Genomic DNA, 20587 nt, shown 5'->3' on the forward strand with positions numbered 1-20587 from the left:
GACCAACAGCCTTCCGAGCAGCGTCAGCGGGGCCTGAAGAAGATGTCGGAGGTGTACGGCTTCGATCTGCCGAACTTCTCCGGCGACCCGTTCTTCGAGGTCACCGCCGACCATCTCTTCGCGGATATCTGGAACCGGCCCGGCCTCTCCATGCGTGACCGGCGCCTGCTGTTGCTCGGCGCGATCACCGCGCAGGGGCATGCGGACATCCTCGAGATCCAGGTGGGCGCGGCCCTGCGCAACGGTGAGCTCGACGCCGGTCAGCTGCGCGAGATCACCGTGTTCCTGGCCCACTACGTGGGCTGGCCGAGCGCGACCAAACTCGACGGCGCCGTTCGCAAGACGCTCGCCAAAGACAAGAAGCAGTAGTAATCCCAACCCGCAGTGAGGAATACAGAGACAATGGTGGAAACCGCAAGCGTCCGGCCGCTTCTGGCCAGTGAGGTCGAGACCTGGGACTACCAGGCCGACGTCGTGGTCGTCGGATTCGGCATCGCCGGGGTGTGCGCGTCCCTAGAGGCCGCCCGCTCCGGGGCCGATGTCCTGGTGCTGGAACGCACCGGCGGCTGGGGCGGCGCGGCCGCCATGTCCGGCGGCTTCATCTATCTCGGCGGTGGCACGGCGCTCCAGCGGAAGCTGGGCTTCGAGGACACCGCCGAGAACATGGAGGCGTTCCTCACCGCGGCGCTGGGCCCCGGCGTCGACAAGGCCAAGATCCACGACTACTGCCAGGGCAGCGTCGAGCACTTCGATTGGCTGGTCGCGCAGGGTGTCCCGTTCAACGAGGTGTTCTGGGGCGAACCCGGCTACGAGCCGCCCGCCGACGAGGGCCTGATGTTCTCCGGCGGCGAGAACGCGGCGCCGTTCAAGGACAAGATCCCACCCGCCCCGCGCGGCCACCTGGCCTGGACCAAGGACAAGAAGCTGGGTGAGAAGGGCGGCGGCTACATGCTGATGGAGCCGCTCGCCGAGCAGGCCGAAAAGCTGGGCGTGCGCCACGAATACGATGTGCGCCTGCGGCGGCTGATCGTCGACGAGACCGGGCGCGTGGTCGGCGTCGCGGCCACCCGCTACGGCAAGCCGGTGCACGTACGCGCCGAGCGCGGCGTGGTGCTGGCCACCGGCAGCTTCGCCTACAACCACGAGATGGTGGAACAGTTCGCGCCCAAGATCGCCGGCCGCCCGGCCGCCACGGTCGAGGAGCACGACGGCATCGGCATCCGGGTCGCGCAGGCGCTCGGCGCGGACCTCGCCCACATGGACGCCACCGAGGTGGCGCTGGTGGTGGACCCGCAGCTGGTGGCGCGCGGCATCCTGGTGAACGGGCACGGGCAGCGGTTCATCACCGAGGACACCTACCCCGGGCGCATGGGTCAGGCCGTGCTGCAGGATCAGGACAACAAGGCGTACCTGGTGATCGACGAGCTCGCGCTGGAGGAGGCGATGGAGACCAAGTCGTCCATGTCGTTCCTGCGCATCGCGCCGACCTGGGTCGCGGAGACGGTCGCGGAGCTGGAGAGCGAGATGGGGCTGCCCGAGCACACGCTCCAGTCGACCATCGACCTCTACAACCACCACGCGGAGCAGGGCTCGGATCCGTTCCTGAACAAGAAGACCGAGTGGGTCAAGCCCATCCGCACCCCGCTGGGCGCCTACGACCTGCGCGGCTACACCGGCGGTTTCACCCTGGGCGGCCTGCGCACCGACCTGGACTCGCGGGTGCTGCACGTCTCCGGCGAACCGATCCCCGGCCTGTACGCCGCGGGTCGCGTCACTTCCGGCATCTGCGCCGGCGGATACGCCTCCGGTTGTTCCCTCGGCGACGGCAGCTTCTTCGGCCGCCGCGCCGGCGTCTCCGCTGCCAAGCAGCTCTGAAAGGACCTGTCCCCCATGCGTTTCGGTATCGTTCTCTTCACCAGCGACCGGGGCATCACGCCCGCGGACGCCGCCAGGGCCGCCGAGGAGCGCGGCTTCGACTCCTTCTACGTGCCCGAGCACACCCACATTCCGATCCGGCGCGACGCCGCCCACCCGCACACCGGCACCTCGGAGCTCCCCGACGACCGCTACACGCGCACCCTCGACCCGTGGGTGGCGCTGGGCACGGCCGCCGCGGTCACCTCCCGCATCGAGCTGTCCACCGCGGTGGCGCTGCCCACCGAGAGCGACCCGATCACCCTCGCCAAGACCATCGCCACCCTGGACCACCTGTCCGGCGGCCGGGTCACCATCGGCGCCGGATTCGGCTGGAACACCGACGAACTCACCGACCACGGCGTCCCCGGCAACAAGCGCCGCACCGTGCTGCGCGAGTACATGGAGGCCATGCGGACCCTGTGGACCGAGGAAGAAGCCGCCTACAGCGGCGAATTCATCTCCTTCGGCCCCAGCTGGGCCTGGCCCAAGCCGGTCCAGTCGCACATCCCGCTGCTGATCGGCGCGGGCGGCACCGAGAAGACCTTCAAGTGGATCGCGCGGTCGGGCGACGGCTGGATCACCACGCCCTACGAGTCCGACGTCTCCGCGTCCACCACCCTGCTGATGAAGCACTGGCAGGAGGCCGGTCGCGAGGGCACGCCGCGCGTGGTGGCCCTGGCCGGCAAGCCCGACCCCGAGCAGTTGTCGGCCTGGGCCGCGGCCGGTGTCACCGACGCCGTGTTCGGCCTGCCCGACAAATCCGCCGACGAGGTCCTCGCCTACCTGGACCGGCTGGCCGCCAAGCTCGCCCCGCTGGGCCTCGGCGCTCCGTCGGCCTGACCCGGTCCGCGACCCGCCGCCCGGCGGGTCGCGGAGCCGTCGGCGGTGACAGTGGCCGATACGTAGCCGGATTCGGACAGGCCGGAACATCCGTACGCTCGAGCCGTGTTCGCACCCCTGCCGCCGATGCCCGCCTTGCCGGATCCGCACGCGGTGTTCATCACGCACGAGGACACGCCGCGGGCCCTGACCGAGGCGACCCTCGACTGGGTGCCGCGCCATTCGCACCGCCGCCGCCGCAATGCCTTGCGCTGGCTGATCACGGCGGGCGTGCTGTATTCGCTGTGGTCGCTGAGCGGACTGCTGATCGGGCTGGCGGCGTGCGCCGCGCTGGTCGGCGTCTACCGGCGCCGCTGGAATTCCGATCCCGCCCGCACCTTCGCGATGTTCTCCTCGGTGGCCGCGCCGGGCACGGTGATGGCGACCCGATTCGGCCCGGATGCCTTCGACATCCAGCTGGGCGCCGACTCGCACCGCCGCATCCGCTACGCGAGCATCCGCGACCTCGCGGTGACGACCGAGGCGGTCACCTTCCGCGAGGGCTGGCACTATCACACCTATCCCCGAGAGTTGTTCCCCGACAACACACTCGAACTCTTGGTGGCTCCCGCGCCGGGTACCACCCCGGCCGCGTCCACGGATTCCGGCCTCCCCGCGCTCCCGCCGATTCCATCGCTCACCGAACCGACGACCGTCTACTTCGTGGAGCCCGGCACCACCTCACGGCTGGTCAGGGTGCCCGCCCGGAGGTATCGCGTCCGCCGGGCGATCGTGTTCACCGTGCTCGCGGCGATCTACCTGGCCGCGCTGTACCTGATCCGCGGTGGGGCGGCGGTGCCGCCCGCCGCCGCGGGCATCCTCGTGCTCGCCACCGGCTTCTCCATCGCGTATGTCATCGACCGGAACAAGCGCGAAAGGCTACTGGCGCAGCGGTTTCCGCCGGGGACGGCATTCGCGGCCCGCTTCGGACCGGAGGCTGCCGACCTCCATGTCGGCAGCCTCCGGACCAGGATCCAGTACGAATGGATCAAGAACATCGTCGTCGAGGACGGCGTCGTCGAACTCGCCGGCATCGACGGCGGCGTGTACCCGCGGGAACTGTTCCCGGACTCCGTGATCGCCTACATCCACGCCCTGAACGCGGAGGTGGCCGCGAGCCGCTAATTGCAGGCGGCGATGCGCTGGAGTATCCGCAGGGACCCGGCGGTGGCGAGGGTGCGGAATTTTCCGGTGGCCGCGGCCCGGCGGTAGAGGTCCTCGGCATCGCGCAGGGCGAGCAGGCCGCCGCCGGCGACCCAGTGGGACCAGTCGCCGTAGGCGCGGTAGGCGGCAGCGGCGTCCGGGGTGGTGATCAGGAGCAGCCGCAAGGGGGTGCGCCAGGCGCGGACCGCGTCGGCGTACGCGTCGGCGGAGTCCGCGGGACCGGCGGTGATTTCCAGAATCGCGCCTTTGCCGGCGTACGTGCGGGCCGCCTCGGACAACGCTTCGGCTTCGCCGGAAGGCAGCGTCCGGTCGAATTGCTCGATGAGTTCAGGCAATTCCCGCGGGGCGGCGGAGAGCGCGACGGGCAGCATTCGAAAGCCTTTCTGGGGCGCACCCATTCATACCGAACGCGCATACCGCGAGTTGCTCGGAGGGCCGAGCCATAGTAGCATCCGGACACGTGTCTGATAACCCTTCCGCCCGCTCAGCGGTGAACATGGAGGCCACGCGCCGACGGCTCACCGAGAAGCAGGCCGACACCGTGGACAAGCTGACCCGGGCGGCCATGGACGTGCTCTCGCGCGAAGGGTTCTCGGGGCTGACCGTGCGAATGGTCGCGGCCCAGGCCGGGGTCGGCACGGCCACCGCCTACACCTACTTCTCCTCGAAGGAACACCTGGTCGCGGAGATGTTCTGGCGACGCCTCGCGGCAACGGAGGCGCCGTCGGGCGACGAGAAGGATTCGACCGAACGGGTCCTGGAGGTGCTGCGGCAGATCGCCCTGCTGCTGGCCGACGAGCCCACGCTGGCCGGCGCGGTGACCGCCGCGCTGCTCGGCACCGACCCGGACGTGGCGCATCTGCGGCTCCGCATCGGCGGCGAGATCCGCCAGCGATTGATCGACGCACTGGGCGCGGACTCGGATCCCGAAACCGTGGAAACCCTCGAAATGATCTACGCGGGCGCATTGGTGCGCGCGGGCATGGGCTATGCGTCCTATGCCGAAATGGCCGACCTGATGAAGAAATCCGCGCTGCGCGTGCTGCGCGGCTGATAATCCGATCCACCATTCCCTGATTTCGCGCGAATCCGCGAGATCCCTTGCTGCGTAATCCCTTCCGTAGTACCGTCTGGACAGGTGTCTACCCGGGAGGTCACAGATGACCCTGGTCAAACCGCGCGCGGTATCCGGTGGCGAGCATGAGCACGGCCACCTCGAGGAATTCCGCACCGATCCCATCGCCCTGATGGCACGGGTGCGCGAGGAATGCGGCGATATCGGCTCGTTCCGATTGGCGGATCGCGACGTCATCCTGCTGACCGGCGCGCAGGCCAACGAGTTCTTCTTCCGCGCGAGCGACGACGAACTCGATCAGGCCGCGGCATATCCGTTCATGAAACCGATCTTCGGCGAGGGCGTGGTCTTCGACGCGCCACCCGAACGGCGCAAGGAAATGCTGCACAACACCGCACTGCGCGCCGAGCAGATGCGCGGCCATGCCACCACCATCGCCCGCGAGGTGGAGCGCATGCTGGCCCGCTGGGGCGACGAAGGCGAGATCGATCTCCTCGAATTCTTCGCCGAACTCACCATTTACACGTCCTCGGCCTGCCTGATCGGAACCAAGTTCCGCGAGGAACTCGACGACCGCTTCGCGCACCTGTACCACGAGCTGGAGCGCGGCACCGACGCCTACTGCTACGTGGACCCGCACGCCGACATCGAGAGCTTCCGCCGCCGCGACGAGGCCCGCCATCAGCTGGTCAAACTGGTCCGCCACATCATGGCCGGGCGGATGGCCGATCCCCCGACCGGCAAGGACGATCGGGACATGCTCGACGTGCTGGTGTCGGTCCGCGACGAGCAGGGCCGGCCGCGCTTCTCGGCCAGCGAGGTCACCGGCATCTTCATCTCGATGATGTTCGCCGGGCACCACACCACGTCCGGAACGGCCGCGTGGACCATCATCGAATTGCTCCGGCACCCCGAGGTGCTCGGGCAGGTCGTCACCGAGCTGGACACCCTCTACGCCGACGGCGCGGACGTGAGTTTCCATGCGCTGCGCCAGATTCCGAATCTGGAGGCGGTACTGAAGGAGGCGCTGCGCCTGCACCCGCCGCTCATCATCCTGATGCGGGTGGCGCGCGAGGAGTTCGAGGTGTGCGGCCACCGCATCGATCCGGGCGACCTGGTGGCGGCGAGTCCCGCTGTCTCCAACCGGATTCCGGAGGCCTTCCCGAATCCGGAGCACTTCGATCCGGGCCGCTATCTGGACCCGAATCAGGAGGATCTGGCCAACCGCTGGAACTGGATCCCGTTCGGCGCGGGCCGGCACCGCTGCGTGGGCGCGGCCTTCGCGCTCATGCAGTTGAAGGCGATCTTCTCGATCCTGTTGCGGGACTGGGAATTCGAGCTGGCCCAGCCGTCCGAGAGCTACCGCAACGACCACTCGAAGATGGTGGTGCAGCTGGAACAGCCGTGCGCGGTGCGGTACCGCCGCCGCGCCCGGCCGTCACAGGACTGACTAGAGCGCGGCCTCGATGGCGGCGACGATCGCCGCGTCCTTGGGCTCGGTGCGCGGGCGGAAACGGCCCAGCACCGAGCCGTCGCGGCCGATCAGGAACTTCTCGAAGTTCCACTGGATGTCCCCGGCGGCGCCGTCGGCGTCGGCGACCTGGGTCAGCTCGGTGTAGAGCGGAATCCGGCCGTCGCCGTTCACGTCACTCTTCTCGAGCAGCGGGAAGTCCACGCCGTAGGTCGTCGAGCAGAATTCGGCGATCTCCTCGGCGGTGCCGGGCTCCTGGCCCATGAACTGGTTGCTCGGCACGCCGACCACGGTGAAGCCGCGCGGCCCGTAGGTCTGCTGCAGTTCGACCAGGCCCGAGTACTGCGGGGTGAGCCCGCACTTGGAGGCGACATTGACCAGCAGCACGACCTGGTTGTCGGCCAGCTCGGCCAGCGAGGTGGGCTTGTCGGTCAGGGTGCGCAGCGGAATCTCGCGAAGATTGGTCACAAGCACGAATATAGAACGGGTTCGGCGGGGTCACCGGTTCAGGCGTAGCTGACCTGCCAATGCTTGATCCCGTTGATCCAGCCGGAGCGCAGCCGCTGCGGCGGCGCGACCTCGCGAATATCGGGCATGGCGTCGGCGATGGCGTTGAACATCAGGTCGATTTCCAGCCGGGCCAGGTTCGCGCCCACACAGAAATGCGTGCCCGTCCCGCCGAACCCGACATGCGGATTGGGATCGCGCAGCACGTCGAAGTCGAAGGGCCGCTCGAAGACGTCCTCGTCGAAGTTGGCGGAGCTGTAGAACAACCCGACCCGCTGCCCTTCGAGGACCTTCTGCCCGCCGATCTCGATGTCCTGGGTGGCCGTCCGCTGGAAGGCGGTCACCGGCGTCGCCCAGCGCACGATCTCGTCGGGCGCGGTGTGCGGGCGGCGCTGCTTGTACAGCTCCCACTGCTCGGGGTTGTCGACCATGGCCTTCATGCCGTGCGCGATGGCATTGCGGGTGGTCTCGTTGCCCGCGACCGACAACAGGATGACGAAGAATCCGAATTCGTCCGACCCCAGCGCCTCGCCGTCGACGTCGGCATTCACCAGCTGGCTGACGATATCGCCGGCCGGGCAGGCGCGGCGTTGTTCGGCCATGTTGTAGGCGTAGCCGAGCAGTTCGGCGTTGGCGGCCATATTCTGACCCGCGAATTCCGGGTCGTCGTAGTTCATCAGCTGGTTGGACCAGGTGAACAGCTTGTACCGGTCGTCCTGCGGCACCCCGAGCAGTTCGGCGATGGCCTGCAGCGGCAGTTCGCACGCCACCTGCTGCACGAAATCGCCGCTGCCGGCCGCTTTCGCCTCTCGCACAATCTTTTCCGCGCGTTCGGTCAGCGCGGCCCGCAGTCCCTCGACGGCGCGCGGGGTGAAGCCTTTGGACACGATGCGCCGGATCTTGGTGTGTTTGGGCGGATCCATGTTCACCAGCAGCGCTTCGCGACCGAGCTCGAGCTGTTCGGGTTCGGAGTCGGCGGGCATCCGGATGATCGAGCCCTTGCGGTTGGAGGACCAGAGTTCGGGCCGCCGGGAGATCTCCTTGACGTCCTCGTGCCGGGAGATCACCCAGTATCCGTCGTCGTCCATGGGCGCGGCCTGGGCGGGGGTCTGCGCGTTCCACCAGACGGGCGCGGTGCGTCGCAGCTGGGCGAATTCGGCGACCGGACTACGGTCGGCCCAGAGCGCGGGATCGGTGAAATCGAAGCCGGCGGGCAGTGACGGAACAGACACTGTTCCTCCTTCGGCAGGGTGCCGCTATGATCACGAAATTGGAACGTGTTTCACAGGAATTTAACCATGCCGACCTGTGCCTGGGCAGGGTTTCCGGCCTCCGAGCCGAAGTCGATCTTGGGACTGGACAGCATGTCCACCGAGTCGGCAGACTAGAACCTGTTCTACAGTGATGCCAGGCACACTCGAAGATGAGGTAACTGATATGACCGCTTCCCCGGGCTCCACGTCCGAAGCCGATTACGTCGTCGTTGGCGCGGGCAGCGCCGGCGCGGTTCTGGCCGGGCGGCTCGCCCAGTCCGGCGCGAGCGTGATTCTGCTGGAGGCCGGGCGCAAGGACAACACCCAGCTCGTCACCCGGCCCGGCATGATCTCGATGGTTCACACCGTCCCGCAGCTGAAGAAGCTGGTGACCTGGAAGCAGTACTCGGTCCCGCAGAAGCACGCCAACGACCGCAAGATCCCGATGACCCGCGGCAAGGTGCTCGGCGGCTCGTCCTCGGTCAACGGCATGCTCTACGTGCGCGGCAACAAGGCCAACTTCGACTCCTGGGCCGCCGAGGGCAACAAGGGCTGGAGCTACGACGAGGTCCTGCCCGCCTACAAGCGGCTGGAGAACTGGGTCGACGGTGCGGACGACTACCGCGCCACCGGCGGCCCGATCGAGGTGACCCGCCCCCGCGAGATCACCCCCATTGCCGAAGAGTTCATGACCGCCGCCTCCGAGACCCTCGGCGCGCCGATCATCAAGGACTACAACGGCGAGTCGCAGGAGGGTCTGTCGATCTTCCAGCAGAGCGTGAAAGACGGCGTGCGCTACAGCTCCTCGCGCGGCTTCATCACCAACATGCCGAACTCGGAGCTGACCGTGCTGACGCACGTGCACGCCACCCGCGTCGTGATCGAGAACGGCCGCGCCACCGGCGTCGAGATCGCCGAGAAGAACGGCACCCGCCGGATCGTGAAGGCCGCCAAGGAGGTCATCGTCTCCGGTGGTGTGATCGGCTCCCCGCAGCTGCTCATGCTCTCGGGCATCGGCCCGGCCGCGCAGCTGCGCGAGCACGGCATCGACGTGGTCGCGGACCTGCCGGTCGGCCAGAACCTGCACGACCACCTCTTCGTGCCGATGACCTTCGTGTCCAAGAAGGCCATCCACCGCGGCATCCCGACCTACTTCGCGCGCGGCATCCTCAAGGAGATGCGCAACCCGGGTAGCTCCTTCATGGGCCGCACGGTCTTCGAGGCCGCCGGCTTCGTCAAGACCAAGTTCGCCGAGGGCGACCACCCGGACCTGCAGATCCACACCCTGCCGTGGAGCTACCCGACGCCCAACCAGGACGCCGACAAGCTGCACCTGGTGGACCGGCGCCCGGCCTTCACCATCATGCCGTCGCTCATCTACCCGAAGAGCCGCGGCGAGATGAAGCTGGCCTCGAACGACCCGTTCGCCGCGCCGCTCATCGACCCGGGCTACCTGACCGACCCGTGGGACACCGAGTTCCTGGTCGAGGGCATCAAGATGATCCAGGATGTCATGTCGCACAAGAGCATCGCGGGCGACTGGACCGAGAACTTCTTCCCCGGCAAGCAGTTCGCGGACGACACCGCGCTGCGCCGCGAGCTGCCCAACCGCGTGCACTCCATCTACCACCCGGTCGGCACCTGCCGCATGGGCGTGGACGAGCGCGCGGTCGTCGACCCGACCCTGAAGGTGCACGGCATCGAGGGCCTGCGCGTCGCCGACGCCTCGATCATGCCCAGCATCACCGGTGGCAACACCAACGCGCCGAGCTACATGATCGGCGAGAAGGCCGCGGAGTTCATCCTCGCCGGCCAGTAATCCCCACCAAGCCGTGCCGGAGACTGCTACTTCCCTGGTAGCTCCGACGCGCGGGTCAGCGGCACACGACCATCGCTGATCCGGAACAGCCCCGGGCCTCCTACCTCTCGGCCCGGGGCTGTTCTCTTTTTCCCGAGGAGTCCGCGGTGTCCCTGCCCGTCGATCTGTGGCTCAACGCGCCACTCGCCGAATCCGCCACGCGCGCCGCGCGATTGCGCGACCTCGGGGTGGACGGCGTGTTCACCTTCGAGGGCGCGCACGACGTGTTCGCGCCGCTCACCCTGGCCGCCACCGCCGGGACCGACATCATGACCAATGTGGCCATGGCGTTCCCGCGCAGCCCCATGCACCTCGCGCACACCGCGTGGGATCTGCAGGCGCTGTCGGGCGGCCGATTCCGGCTCGGCCTGGGCAGCCAGATCCGGCCGCACATCGAAAAGCGCTACGGCAGTGTGTGGTCCGAGCCCGTGGAGCGAATGCGCGACGCGGTGCTCGCGGTGCAGGCCATCCTGCGCGCCTGGCAGCACGGGGAGCGCCTCGACTATCGCGGGCGGTTCTGGCAGCACACGCTGATGCCACCACAGTTCGATCCGGGGCCGAATCCCTTCGGCGCGCCACCGGTGCTGGTCGGCGCGCTGGGTCCGCGCATGACCGCGATGGCGGCCGAGGTCGCGGACGGACTGCTGGTCATGCCGTTCAACACCGAGCGGCACTTCCGGGAGCGGACCCTCGCCGCGGTCGGCAAGGGACGCGGAGACTCCACCCGGCCGTTCGAGATCATCGTGGAAGCCATTGTGGCCATGGGTGATACGGACGAGGAGCTGGCCACGGCCCGCCGGGCGGTGCGAAACCTGCTGGCGTTCTACGGTTCCACGCCCGCCTACCGCCCGGTGCTGGAAGTCGAGGGCTGGGCGGACCTGCAACCCGAGCTCAACCTGCTGTCCAAGCAGGGGCGCTGGCGGGAGATGGCCGGGCTGATCGACGACACCATGGTGGACGCCCTCACCGTCAGCGGCACGCCCGCCGCCTGCGCCGAGCAGATCCGAACCCGGTTCGGCGACACCGCCTCTCGCGTCTGCTGCTACTTCCCGGGCTACCAGGTCAGCGATGACGCCATCGCCGCCCTGGTAGCCGCGCTCCACTCCTGACTCAGCCCACCGTGATGGGCTGGGCCAGCTCGTACAGACTGCGGTGCCCGGTCATGTCGGTGACCACCAGCCGCGGCAGGTTCGGGCCGCGACCGTTGTAGACGTGCGAGGCGGCCGGATCGACGGTGGTCTCGTGCGAGCCGTCACCGAAGTACCAGTCGTAGCGGCGGATGGCGCCGCCCGCCCGCGCGGCATCGAAACTGACCGCGTTCCCGGGCGGGGCGGTCACCTTCGAAGCGGTGAAGCCGTCACCGAATGGTTCGCTGCCGCCGAACCATTCACTGATACGCGGGTTCAACAGGAACGCCTCCGCGTATTTACGAGCCGCGTCCAGGTCGGCGGGTGTCACCGACGGGATCGCCCGGCATTGCGGCAGCTCGTTGGCAGGCGGGCAGGCCAGCAGGCGCAGCGAGACCGCCTCGTCGCCGAGCGGGTTCATGGCCGGTGTGCGGTCGACGGGCTGGGCGATGTCCCGGGCGCCGGGTGCGGCATCCGGGACGACCGGCACGGCTTCCTGGGTGAAGAGCCCATCCGCGGCGGCGGCGTACTCCTCCCCCGCGGCCGCATTGGCATCTGCGGCGGCCTGCCGGAACAACTCCGAGGACACCCGCACGAACTCCGACCAGCGCTGGGTCAGCGACTCCGGCACCCGCTCCCCGTCGTAGCCGTGAAAGTAGTTGCCCACCAGCACCTTCGGCATGCCCGGCAGTTGGTGGGCGGCCTGGACGGCATCACGCATGCCGCGCCCGCCGTAGCCGAGGGCGGCCCCGCTGAAGTAGGGCACGGCGGCCGCCGGGTTCACCGCGTCCGCGCCCACGCCGCCGCATTCGCGGTGCACCGCGGCCGCCAGATCCTGGGTGCCCGGGGTGACGCCGACCGGTATGCCGAAGACCGGGTCCAGGTCGTTGAGGCAGCCGCCGAGCAGCACCAGGTCGACCGGGTACCCGTTGGCGGTGGCGTCGGCGGTGGCCTTGGCGAGCTGGCAGAACACGTCCAGGGTGGCGTCGCCGCCCGGACACTTGCCGCTCGGGTGCTCGGCGGGCGCGTCCAGGGCCGCGCCGGAGGCGGTGTAGTCGTGCAGGGTGGCGCCGCGCCCGGTACGGGCGCCCAGGGCGTCCGCGAACACGGTCGCGAACCGGTGCTTGCGGTCCTGGCTCGCGCCGCCGAGCACCGATTGGCCCCACAGCACCGAGTCGCCGACCGAGACCACGTGCAGCGGACGGCAATCCCGGTTCACCCGGAAGTTCCACGGCTTGCCGTAGCCGCCGACCTCCCCGCCCGGGACGCGGGCGCGGGCGTCCACGCGGAGCAGGCCGTCGGCGGGCAGCTCGTCGTGGCGGATGTCGAAGCCGACCGTCATCACGTCGTTCTGCACCACGGTGATACCGCTCCGAATCGGTTGGCCGCCACCGAGAATCCGCCACTCCACCTCGGCGTGCGAGCCGACGCCCGGCGGGAAGTAGACGGCGGTGGTGCCGCGCAGCGGGCCGGTGCACTGGCCGTCCTGCGGTGCGCTGACGTCGATGACGAGGGGAAGGTCGCTCGACGGCTCGGCCCGCGCGGGCAACGGCTGCCCGGCCTGGGCCACGACTCCGGCGACCGCGATCACGCCCGCCAGGGCCGGCAGCAGAGCCGCCGGGCACCGGCGGGATCGCCACAACTTCACATGCTCCTCCTGGATCCGCAAGCTGACAGCAGACATGGTGCGGACGGGGCCGCACGGCACCGTGAGGCGCGCCGAAATGGCCGAATTTAGTCCGCTCTACCTGCGCATCTGTTAGACAAAAGGGATGAATGCGAGAAATCTGACACTCGCAACAATCGCCTTCGCCTTGACCTTCTGGGCCTGGAATCTGATCGGTCCGCTATCGAGCAGCTATACCAAGCAACTGGACCTGTCGCCCGGCCAACAATCGCTGCTGGTCGCCACCCCGGCCCTGCCGCGGATCATGGACGCGCTGAAGCAGAAGGCCACCTGGCAGGGCTCCATCCTGTACGCGCTCGCGTTCGGCGGTTTCGTCGCGTTCTCCACCTACCTGCCGACGGTGCTCAGGAACGTGTACGAGTTCTCGCAGTCCGAGGCCAGTCTGCGCACCGCGGGCTTCTCCATCGCGGGCGTGCTGGCCCGCCCGCTCGGCGGCACCCTGTCCGACCGGATCGGACCGATCCGGGTGCTGGTCATATCGTTCGCGGGCGCGGCGGTGATGGCGATCGTGCCGGCGTTCGAGCCCCAACCCGAGATCCCCGCCGGGCTCAGTCTGATCCTCATGGCCTTCTTCCTCGGCCTCGGCACCGGCGGCGTGTTCGCGCTCATCGCCAAGCTGGTCGATCCCGCGCGTGTCGGCACGGTGACCGGTCTGGTCGGCGCGGCCGGCGGACTCGGCGGTTACTTCCCGCCGCTGGTCATGGGCGCGGTGTACAGCGCCGGCGAGGAATACACCGTCGGTTACATACTGCTGGCTCTCACCGCCGTGGCGGTCCTGCTCTTCACCCTGAGGATCGGTCGCGACCTGCGCCGGAATGCGGAGCTCGTGGTCGCGAAAATCAGCTATTAGCAGGGCTTTTCACTATTACAAGATCTTGTTAAGGCCGTGCCAAGCGCGGCTGGGCATCGTTGTGTCCATCGCCGGATCACACCGGCGGACCCAACGAGCCACCATCCGGAGGCGGGAAACGCTGGGGTCGGCCCGTCCACGAGGGGTGGCGGGCCGCCCACAGCAAACCAACCAACCGGCATGTCGTTGGGAGCCGGCCTGCCGCGAAGGGGGTGGTAGGCCGCCGGAGAACCCGCCGAGTCCGTCCACGAGGGGTGACGAATACGGCGGGTTCTTTGCGATCAGGCAACAGTCGGTGATCTTGATAGTCCGATATGTGGCCTTCGCCGCCTGCCCACGGCATCATGGAAGGCCGGAGCGCCAAGAAGATTGGGATTGACGATGGAAACGTTGGTCGTATTGGCACTGGCCTGCTTGATTTACTGGTGGGGCCTAATCTGACGTGGGAGTTTGCGCGACCGCGTACAGGGCGTCGGCAATCCGGCGACTGAAGTGGTCCGCATCCTCGGTCCCATGGGTGAGGGCGCGCATCAAGGTTGCACCCCGCAGGAATTCGAAGATCGCCTCGACGTCGCAATCCCCGGCCGCCTGACCGGATTCGGCGGCCGCCCCGAGCAACTCGCGCAGCGCCGCGATGGTGGGACGCTCACCGCCGTCGAGCAGACGGCGATAGCTCTCCCGGTCATCGTGATACTCCGAGAGCAGACCCGGAATAGCCGAGCGGGCCGCCGGGTGCGCGGCCGCCTGCAGGAAAAGGCGCGTCCACGCCAGTAGGTCGGCACGCAGATCACCGGTCGCGGCCGGGTGATTCTCGGTGTCCAGGGCGAAGATCGCGTCCTCCACCAACGCCCGCTTCCCGGGCCAGCGGCGATAGATCGAGGTGGTGACGACACCGGCGCGCCGCGCCACCGCCGCGATGGTGGTCGCCTGGTAGCCGTCCCGCACCAGCAGTTCCTGGGTCGCGGCGAGGACTTGCGCGTCCAACTGCGGGTCACGGGGCCGGCCGGGGCCGGTACGGGTGGTCCCGGCTGCGGTCAACGGGGCTCCCCTCTCGCTCGGTGGCAAATTCTGAAACAGGTTACATCGCTGTCGTATTTGAAATACGCTACGCCTCGTATTCTAATTCAGGAGGCACCGATGCTGACGCCCCAGGACGAACTCCTCGCCCACCAGCTCCCCACCACCTTCGACCACGTCCAGCAGAGCGACCTGCGCTGGACCGAACGCGTCGTCCTGTACGGCTTCGACACCACCGGCGAGATCAGCGTCATGACCGGCATGGCCCGCTACCCCAACCGCAATGTGCTCGACGCGTACGCCATGGTCACCGTCGGCGGCAAGACCGCGCACGTGGTCCGGCTCTCCCGCGAGATCGGCGACCGCTACGACGGCATCGCCGACTGGCAGGTCGGGCCCTACAAGTACGAGATCGTCGAACCGCTGCGCAAGGTGCGCGCCACCCTCGGCGACAACGAGCACGGCGTCCGGCTCCAACTCGACTTCGACGCCCAGTTCCCCGCCTACGAACAGGAGCCCGCCTTCTTCCGCAGCCGCGGCCGGGTCCGCGAGGACGCGCGGCGCTACTACCAGAACGGGCGCGTGTCCGGCTGGATCGAGGTCGCGAGCACCCGCTACGAGATCGATCCGGAGACCTGGTGGTTCGGGCGCGACCACTCCTGGGGCACCCGGCACGGCGGTGGCGGCGGCAGCCTCGGCGAGGGCGACGGCCTGCAGCCCGGCGACATCCCCGACGGCGTCCTCTACTACATGGGAATCTTCCAATTCGAGGACGAGCTGGTGCATTTCGCGCAGCGCGAGACCGCCGACGGACAACGCTGGCACTTCGAGGGGACCGTCCTCGCGCCCATCGACTCCGGGCGGCCGCCCGCGCCGATCGCCACCACCAACCACGCCCTCACCTTCCGCGACGACTTCCGCATCGTCAGCGGCGGCAGCTTCACCGTGCGCGCCGCCGACGGCAGCGATCGCGAATTCACCATCACGCCCGTCTCCGACTTCTGGCCCGGCCTCGCGGGATACGACAACTACCGCGGCTACGCCTCCGGACTGTGGAAAGGCCGCGACTGGAGCGACGGCTTCACCGCCGACCTCACCGATACCGCCGATCTGAAACAGGTCAGCATGCTCAGCGAGACCTTCTGCCGCATCGAGACCGCCGGCAAGGTCGGGTACGGGCTGGTCGAAATGGTGTTCCTGGGCCGCAACGCGCGCTACGGATACGCGGGGTACTGACGTTGAGCGCCACCCGAATTCCCGCCGAGCACCTGGGCGCAGCTCTGGAACCGGCCTTGCGCAAACATCTTTCGGTGTCCGCCGAGGCACGGGTCCGCGATCTGGCCCGCACCGAGCGCGGCTTCGCCACCGAGACCTACCTTTTCACCGTCGACGACGATTCCGGCGCCACCCCCCTGGTCCTGCGGCGGCCACCCGACATGTCGCTGTTCCCCGACTACGACCTGCTGCGCCAGGTGCTGGTCATGCAGCGGCTGGCGAGCACCGGGCTGCCGGTGCCCACGGTGGCGTGGCTGGAACGCGACGACAATCCGCTCGGCAGCCCGTACTTCGTCATGAATCGCCTCGAAGGGCAGGCGCCCAGCGACTATCCGTCGTATCACGCCGCCGGAAACTACTTCGAGGCCACGCCGGAGCAGCGGGCCCGCATGTGGTGGGGATGCGTGGACACCATCGCCCAGGTCAACCAGTTGGATTGGCGGGCACTCGGATTGGACTTCCTCGCCTATCCGCAACACGGCGCGGGGGTCGTCGAACAGGGGGTCAACTATCTCGACGCGGCGCTGACCTGGGCCTGCGAGGGCGAGCCGCCGGAAACCTACCGACGCGCCATCGCGTACCTGCGCGAACATCTCTACGAGCCGGACGCGCCCTGCCTCTGCTGGGGCGACGCCCGCATGTCGAACATCCTCTACGACCGGGACTTCCAGGTTCGGGGCGTACTCGACTGGGAGATCGCGCACCTCGGCGCGCCCGAATCGGATCTGGCCTGGCTGCTGTTCCTGGACTGGGCGAGCAGCACCTACGAAGGCCATCCCGCGCTGCCGGGCACGCCCTCCCGCGCGGAGACCATCGCCTACTACGAGCAGCGCACCGGCACCCCGGTCCGCAATCTCGAGTATCAGGAGATCTTCTCGGCCGCGTTGCTGTCGATTCCGCTGCTGCGCATGACCCATCGCGTGCAGCTGCCGCCGGACATGAACATCACCGGATTCTGCACCGCCCGCATCGAGGAATTACTGGGCTGAAAGTTCCGCGCCGTCCCGATACGCTGTCGCGGCACATTTCATTTCGATCGGGGGGGTTCCTCAATGCTGCGTCTGGGTGTCTGGATGGCGATTCTCGGCTTCGGCTCGCTGTTCCTGGAAAAGGCCAACATGCACTTCATCATCTTGGCCTGGGCCGACAACATGCAGCCAGGCTTCGGCATCGTGCTCGGCGCCGTCGGGGTGCTGGTGGCGTTGGTCGCGGTGGGCATGCAGGCCAAGGACAAGCAGGCATAAGTCACGGAGCAAGTGCGACAACGAATCCGCCCCCGGCCTACAGCCGGGGGCGGATTCTTGTTTCGGAGGTTGTCGCGGTTACCGGGCTTCGACCAGTTCCGGCTCGGTCGCCTCGGCCGGAATCCCTTCCGGCGTGGCCGCCTTCGCGCCCTTCATCAGGAAGAAGGCGATCACCGTGGCGGCCAGCACCGCCGCACCGCCGGCCAGGAAGGTGGTCGACATGGCGTGGGTGAAGGCCTCGCGGGCCGCGGTCAGCAGCGCGCCGTCACCGGTGGCGAAGGCTCCCGCGATGCTGTCGCGCGCCGCCGCCGGAGCGTCGGAAGGCATTCCGTCGGTGTAGGTTCCGGCCAGCACCGCGCCCAGTACCGCCACGCCCAGCGCGCCACCGGTCTGCTGGATGGTGTCGTTCAGCGCCGAGCCGACCCCGGCCTGCTCCGGCGGGATGGCGCCCATCAGCGCACCGATCGCGGCGGGCATGGCCAGACCGGCGCCCGCACCGACCAGCGCCATGGCCAGGGCCGCGCTCCAGAAGCCGGAGTCGGTGCCCAGCGAGGCCAGCACACCCGAACCGGCGGCCAGCACCAGCATGCCGAGCAGGGTGAGGGGACGGACGCCCAGCTTCTGCACCAGACCCGCGCCGACGCCCTGGGCCACCAGTGCGGCGAAGGCCAGCGGGGTGAAGGCCAGCGCGGTCTTGGTCGGCGAGTAGCCGAGCACGAACTGCAGGTACTGGGTGAGCAACAGAAGCAGACCGGCATTGGCGAAGGTGACCAGCACCAGCGAGAAGCTGGACCCGGTGAAAACGCGGTTGCGGAACAGCTGCATCGGCACCATCGGGTGCTCGGCCTTCAGTTCGCGAATCAAGAAGGCCAGCAGGAACATCGCGGAGACCAGCAGCGAAACCCAGGTTCCGGCAAGGCCCTTGGTCGGGAACTCGATGATGCTCCACACCAGGGCGACGGTGCCCACGATCGACAGCGCCATGCCCGGCAGATCGGTCGGGCGGGCCGGACCCTTGGACTCCGGCATCAGGGTCATGGCCGCCACGATGGCGACCGCCGCGATCGGCACGTTCAGCAGGAAAACCGCACCCCACCAGAGGTGTTCGAGCATGACGCCACCCAGCACCGGGCCACCGACCATACCGATCATGGCCACACTGCTCCAGGCCGCGATCGCCTTCGGCCGCTCCTGCTCATCGAAGACGGTGATCAGGATGGACAGGGTGCTCGGCATGATGAGCGCACCGCCGATGCCCATCACCACGCGTCCGGCGATCAGCATCTCGGGGCTGCTCGCATAGGCGGCCAGCAGCGAGGCCGCGCCGAACAGGACCAGGCCCAGCACCATCACCAGCCTGCGGCCGAAGCGATCCGAGAGGCTGCCGGTGGTGAGCAGCAGGCCCGCGAAGACCAGGATGTAGGAGTCGATCACCCACTGCAGGGCCTGCGGGCCGGCGTGCAGGTCGGTGGCGATCTGGGGCAGGGCGACGGTGAGGACCATGTTGTCGATCACCAGCACCAGCGAGCTCAGGCAGAGCACCACCAGGATCAGCCAGCGCTTCGGATCGCGCTGCGCCACAGGCGCTGTCAGCGCCTCGGCCATTTCCTTCGCAGTCATTTCGAGTCCCCTTCGAGAAGCCGTTCCGCACACTGTGCGGCGTTGTCGAACACTGTACGACCTCCGTACACTGTTCGCAAGAAGGAACAGCGTGCGTTCGAACGAACGGCGTTCTAGCTGGGGTTATGCTGTCCCACAGACGAAGGAGGAAGAGCCATGGCGGCCAAGGCACAGGAGTTCTCGTCGGTATGGACCCGGCCGGAACGACAGCGCAAGGATCAACCCGCGCTGAGCCGGGAACAGATCGTGACCGAGGCACTCGCCCTGCTCGATACCGAGGGCTACGACGCCCTCAGCATGCGACGCCTCGGCAGCCGCCTGAACGCGGGCGCGACCTCGCTCTACACCCATGTCACCAACAAGGACGAGATCCTCGAACTCGCCATCGACGAGGCCTTCGGCGACGTACCCATGCTCCCCGGCGTCGCCGAGAACTGGCGCGCCGAACTGCTCACCCTGAGCCGCGACATCCGGGCGGCCATCCTGCGGCACCCGTGGATCAGCACCGCCATGACCGGCGCCGGACTCGCCTATCTCGGCCCGAACCTGCTGCGCCTGTCCGAGACCATGCTCGCCCTGCTCGAGGCGGTCGGCTTCGACGACTACTCCGCCGACCGTGCCGCCAACGCCATCTGGTCCTACGTGCTCGGCACCACCAGCGGCGAGACCGCCATGGTCACCACCATCGCCCGCAGCGGCCAGGACCAGCAGGAGTGGTTCGCCAACTTCATGACCATGGCCGTGCAAGCGACACAGAGCTATCCGCACATCAGCAAGCGCCACGGGACCATGAGCGACATCGACGTCGCCCAGTCCAGGGAGGACTTCTTCGATGACGAACTCGGGCTCATCCTCGACGGGCTGGAAGTGCGACGCGCCCGGGCAACCGGGAAATAGGTTGCCGAGCAGGCGGATTCAGCGACCCGTCGCCAGGCTGGTGCCGCCGTTGGCATCGAGTACGACGCCGGTGATGAAGCCATTGGTGGCCAGCAGGTGGATGGCGCGGGCGATGTCCTCAGGGCGGCCGACCCGGCCCACCGGGGTGGTGGCCACCAGACCGTCGAACAGGGCGGTGCGCTGCGCCTCGGGAACCCGGTCCCACCACGGGGTATCGACCACGCCCGGGGAGACCGCGTTGATGCGCAGCGGGGCGAGTTCGACCGCCAGCGGCGGAACCATGGCGTCGAGTGCGCCGTTGATGGCGGCCAGGCCCGCGGTGCCGGGGAAGGCCGAGCGGGACGAGCCAGCGGTCACCAGCGTGACCGAACCCCGCGAATCCAGGTGCGGGAGCGCCGCTTTCAGGATGCGCACCTGCGGCCAGAACTTGCCGTCGAAGCCGGCGGCCAACTGCTCCAGATCGAGTTCGGCGAAGGGGCCGCTGCCCGCGGAGCCGCTCACCGAGATCACCAGGTGATCGATGGTCCCCACCCGGGCGAAGAAGGCGTCGACGGCGGCCTGATCGGTGGCGTCCACCACGTAGCCGGTGGTATCGCCGCCGATGCGGGCCACGGCGGCGTCCAGTTTGTCCCGGCCGCGGCCGGTGATGACGACCTCGGCGCCCGCGGCCGCGAAGACGGCGGCGGTGGCCTCGCCGATGCCGGAGCTGCCACCCATGATGACGACGCGCTGTGTTGTGGTCATTG

Annotated in this window: 20 protein-coding genes; 13 read left to right on the plus strand and 7 right to left on the minus strand. The window is 68.4% G+C overall.

What is annotated here, in order from left to right; genetic code table 11:
- Positions 1-42 precede the first annotated feature (42 nt).
- From ACYVKL_RS18990 to ACYVKL_RS19005, 4 genes are all read left to right on the plus strand, one after another.
- Positions 43-369 (plus strand): carboxymuconolactone decarboxylase family protein, encoded by a 327-nt coding sequence (locus ACYVKL_RS18990; RefSeq protein ID WP_379165785.1) that lies wholly within the window; start codon positions 43-45, stop codon positions 367-369.
- Positions 370-402: 33 nt separating this feature from the next.
- Entirely contained in the window at positions 403-1875 is a 1473-nt protein-coding gene (locus tag ACYVKL_RS18995) for an FAD-dependent oxidoreductase (RefSeq protein WP_379165053.1), read from the plus strand.
- A gap of 15 nt (positions 1876-1890) precedes the next feature.
- Complete coding sequence (locus ACYVKL_RS19000; protein ID WP_379165055.1) at positions 1891-2757, plus strand: LLM class F420-dependent oxidoreductase; 867 nt, start codon at positions 1891-1893, stop codon at positions 2755-2757.
- Positions 2758-2862: 105 nt separating this feature from the next.
- Positions 2863-3921: a hypothetical protein gene (locus tag ACYVKL_RS19005; protein WP_379165057.1), complete on the plus strand. Its 1059-nt coding sequence runs from the start codon at positions 2863-2865 to the stop codon at positions 3919-3921.
- Here ACYVKL_RS19005 and ACYVKL_RS19010 read toward each other — a convergent pair.
- The gene (locus ACYVKL_RS19010) at positions 3918-4331 is read right to left on the minus strand and encodes a hypothetical protein (protein ID WP_379165059.1); all 414 of its coding nucleotides are present in this window, start codon (positions 4329-4331) and stop codon (positions 3918-3920) included. The two genes, ACYVKL_RS19005 and ACYVKL_RS19010, sit on opposite strands and share 4 nt — an antisense overlap.
- A gap of 119 nt (positions 4332-4450) precedes the next feature.
- On the opposite strand from ACYVKL_RS19010, the gene ACYVKL_RS19015 reads away from it, so the two are divergent.
- Together ACYVKL_RS19015 and ACYVKL_RS19020 are read left to right on the plus strand one after the other, a co-directional pair.
- Entirely contained in the window at positions 4451-5014 is a 564-nt protein-coding gene (locus ACYVKL_RS19015; protein WP_379165786.1) for a TetR/AcrR family transcriptional regulator, read from the plus strand.
- A 106-nt stretch (positions 5015-5120) separates the two neighbouring features.
- Complete coding sequence (locus tag ACYVKL_RS19020; RefSeq protein ID WP_379165061.1) at positions 5121-6485, plus strand: cytochrome P450; 1365 nt, start codon at positions 5121-5123, stop codon at positions 6483-6485.
- Here ACYVKL_RS19020 and ACYVKL_RS19025 read toward each other — a convergent pair whose 3' ends face one another.
- Positions 6486-6950, minus strand: coding sequence for a glutathione peroxidase (locus tag ACYVKL_RS19025; RefSeq protein ID WP_246598590.1), 465 nt, complete (start codon positions 6948-6950; stop codon positions 6486-6488).
- Between the two features lie 62 nt (positions 6951-7012).
- A complete protein-coding gene (locus ACYVKL_RS19030; RefSeq protein WP_357190062.1) occupies positions 7013-8245 on the minus strand; it encodes a cytochrome P450 in 1233 nt (410 codons plus the stop codon).
- Positions 8246-8450: 205 nt separating this feature from the next.
- Between ACYVKL_RS19030 and ACYVKL_RS19035 the strand changes: the two genes are divergently transcribed.
- Together ACYVKL_RS19035 and ACYVKL_RS19040 are read left to right on the plus strand one after the other, a co-directional pair.
- Positions 8451-10085, plus strand: coding sequence for a GMC family oxidoreductase (locus ACYVKL_RS19035; protein ID WP_379165064.1), 1635 nt, complete (start codon positions 8451-8453; stop codon positions 10083-10085).
- Between the two features lie 152 nt (positions 10086-10237).
- Complete coding sequence (locus ACYVKL_RS19040) at positions 10238-11233, plus strand: TIGR03617 family F420-dependent LLM class oxidoreductase (RefSeq protein ID WP_379165787.1); 996 nt, start codon at positions 10238-10240, stop codon at positions 11231-11233.
- 1 nt (position 11234) lies between these two features.
- Here ACYVKL_RS19040 and ACYVKL_RS19045 read toward each other — a convergent pair whose 3' ends face one another.
- Positions 11235-12899, minus strand: a complete 1665-nt coding sequence (locus ACYVKL_RS19045) for a PKD domain-containing protein (protein ID WP_379165065.1) — start codon at positions 12897-12899, stop codon at positions 11235-11237.
- Positions 12900-13023: 124 nt separating this feature from the next.
- Between ACYVKL_RS19045 and ACYVKL_RS19050 the strand changes: the two genes are divergently transcribed.
- A complete protein-coding gene (locus ACYVKL_RS19050; RefSeq protein WP_379165067.1) occupies positions 13024-13788 on the plus strand; it encodes an MFS transporter in 765 nt (254 codons plus the stop codon).
- 432 nt (positions 13789-14220) lie between these two features.
- On the opposite strand, the gene ACYVKL_RS19055 is transcribed toward ACYVKL_RS19050, so the two are convergent.
- On the minus strand, positions 14221-14826 hold the full coding sequence (locus ACYVKL_RS19055) for a TetR/AcrR family transcriptional regulator (RefSeq protein ID WP_213558925.1): 606 nt from the start codon (positions 14824-14826) through the stop codon (positions 14221-14223).
- A gap of 99 nt (positions 14827-14925) precedes the next feature.
- Here ACYVKL_RS19055 and ACYVKL_RS19060 point away from each other — a divergent pair, with 99 nt between their 5' ends.
- The 3 genes from ACYVKL_RS19060 (at position 14926) to ACYVKL_RS19070 (ending at position 17324) form a co-directional block, all read left to right on the plus strand.
- Positions 14926-16041 carry an Rv3169 family protein gene (locus ACYVKL_RS19060; RefSeq protein ID WP_379165070.1) on the plus strand — a complete coding sequence of 372 codons (1116 nt, stop codon included), beginning with the start codon at positions 14926-14928 and terminating at the stop codon, positions 16039-16041.
- Between the two features lie 2 nt (positions 16042-16043).
- The gene (locus tag ACYVKL_RS19065) at positions 16044-17069 is read left to right on the plus strand and encodes a phosphotransferase family protein (protein ID WP_379165072.1); all 1026 of its coding nucleotides are present in this window, start codon (positions 16044-16046) and stop codon (positions 17067-17069) included.
- Between the two features lie 63 nt (positions 17070-17132).
- Positions 17133-17324 (plus strand): hypothetical protein, encoded by a 192-nt coding sequence (locus tag ACYVKL_RS19070; protein WP_379165074.1) that lies wholly within the window; start codon positions 17133-17135, stop codon positions 17322-17324.
- Positions 17325-17402: 78 nt separating this feature from the next.
- Here ACYVKL_RS19070 and ACYVKL_RS19075 read toward each other — a convergent pair whose 3' ends face one another.
- A complete protein-coding gene (locus ACYVKL_RS19075; protein WP_379165076.1) occupies positions 17403-18944 on the minus strand; it encodes an MFS transporter in 1542 nt (513 codons plus the stop codon).
- A 156-nt stretch (positions 18945-19100) separates the two neighbouring features.
- Here ACYVKL_RS19075 and ACYVKL_RS19080 point away from each other — a divergent pair, with 156 nt between their 5' ends.
- Complete coding sequence (locus tag ACYVKL_RS19080; RefSeq protein WP_379165078.1) at positions 19101-19841, plus strand: TetR/AcrR family transcriptional regulator; 741 nt, start codon at positions 19101-19103, stop codon at positions 19839-19841.
- An 18-nt stretch (positions 19842-19859) separates the two neighbouring features.
- On the opposite strand, the gene ACYVKL_RS19085 is transcribed toward ACYVKL_RS19080, so the two are convergent.
- Positions 19860-20585, minus strand: a complete 726-nt coding sequence (locus ACYVKL_RS19085; RefSeq protein ID WP_379165080.1) for an SDR family oxidoreductase — start codon at positions 20583-20585, stop codon at positions 19860-19862.
- Positions 20586-20587: the final 2 nt, after the last annotated feature.

It is taken from the genome of Nocardia tengchongensis, assembly GCF_054781395.1.

Bases quoted from the DNA above. Each gene is read 5' to 3' on its own strand.
- ACYVKL_RS18990 (WP_379165785.1), top strand. From the start codon at position 43: ATGTCGGAGGTGTACGGCTTCGATCTGCCGAACTTCTCCGGCGACCCG.
- ACYVKL_RS18995 (WP_379165053.1), top strand. From the start codon at position 403: ATGGTGGAAACCGCAAGCGTCCGGCCGCTTCTGGCCAGTGAGGTCGAG.
- ACYVKL_RS19000 (WP_379165055.1), top strand. From the start codon at position 1,891: ATGCGTTTCGGTATCGTTCTCTTCACCAGCGACCGGGGCATCACGCCC.
- ACYVKL_RS19010 (WP_379165059.1), bottom strand. From the start codon at position 4,331: ATGCTGCCCGTCGCGCTCTCCGCCGCCCCGCGGGAATTGCCTGAACTC.
- ACYVKL_RS19020 (WP_379165061.1), top strand. From the start codon at position 5,121: ATGACCCTGGTCAAACCGCGCGCGGTATCCGGTGGCGAGCATGAGCAC.
- ACYVKL_RS19035 (WP_379165064.1), top strand. From the start codon at position 8,451: ATGACCGCTTCCCCGGGCTCCACGTCCGAAGCCGATTACGTCGTCGTT.
- ACYVKL_RS19050 (WP_379165067.1), top strand. From the start codon at position 13,024: ATGAATGCGAGAAATCTGACACTCGCAACAATCGCCTTCGCCTTGACC.
- ACYVKL_RS19060 (WP_379165070.1), top strand. From the start codon at position 14,926: ATGCTGACGCCCCAGGACGAACTCCTCGCCCACCAGCTCCCCACCACC.
- ACYVKL_RS19070 (WP_379165074.1), top strand. From the start codon at position 17,133: ATGCTGCGTCTGGGTGTCTGGATGGCGATTCTCGGCTTCGGCTCGCTG.
- ACYVKL_RS19075 (WP_379165076.1), bottom strand. From the start codon at position 18,944: ATGACTGCGAAGGAAATGGCCGAGGCGCTGACAGCGCCTGTGGCGCAG.
- ACYVKL_RS19080 (WP_379165078.1), top strand. From the start codon at position 19,101: ATGGCGGCCAAGGCACAGGAGTTCTCGTCGGTATGGACCCGGCCGGAA.
- ACYVKL_RS19085 (WP_379165080.1), bottom strand. From the start codon at position 20,585: ATGACCACAACACAGCGCGTCGTCATCATGGGTGGCAGCTCCGGCATC.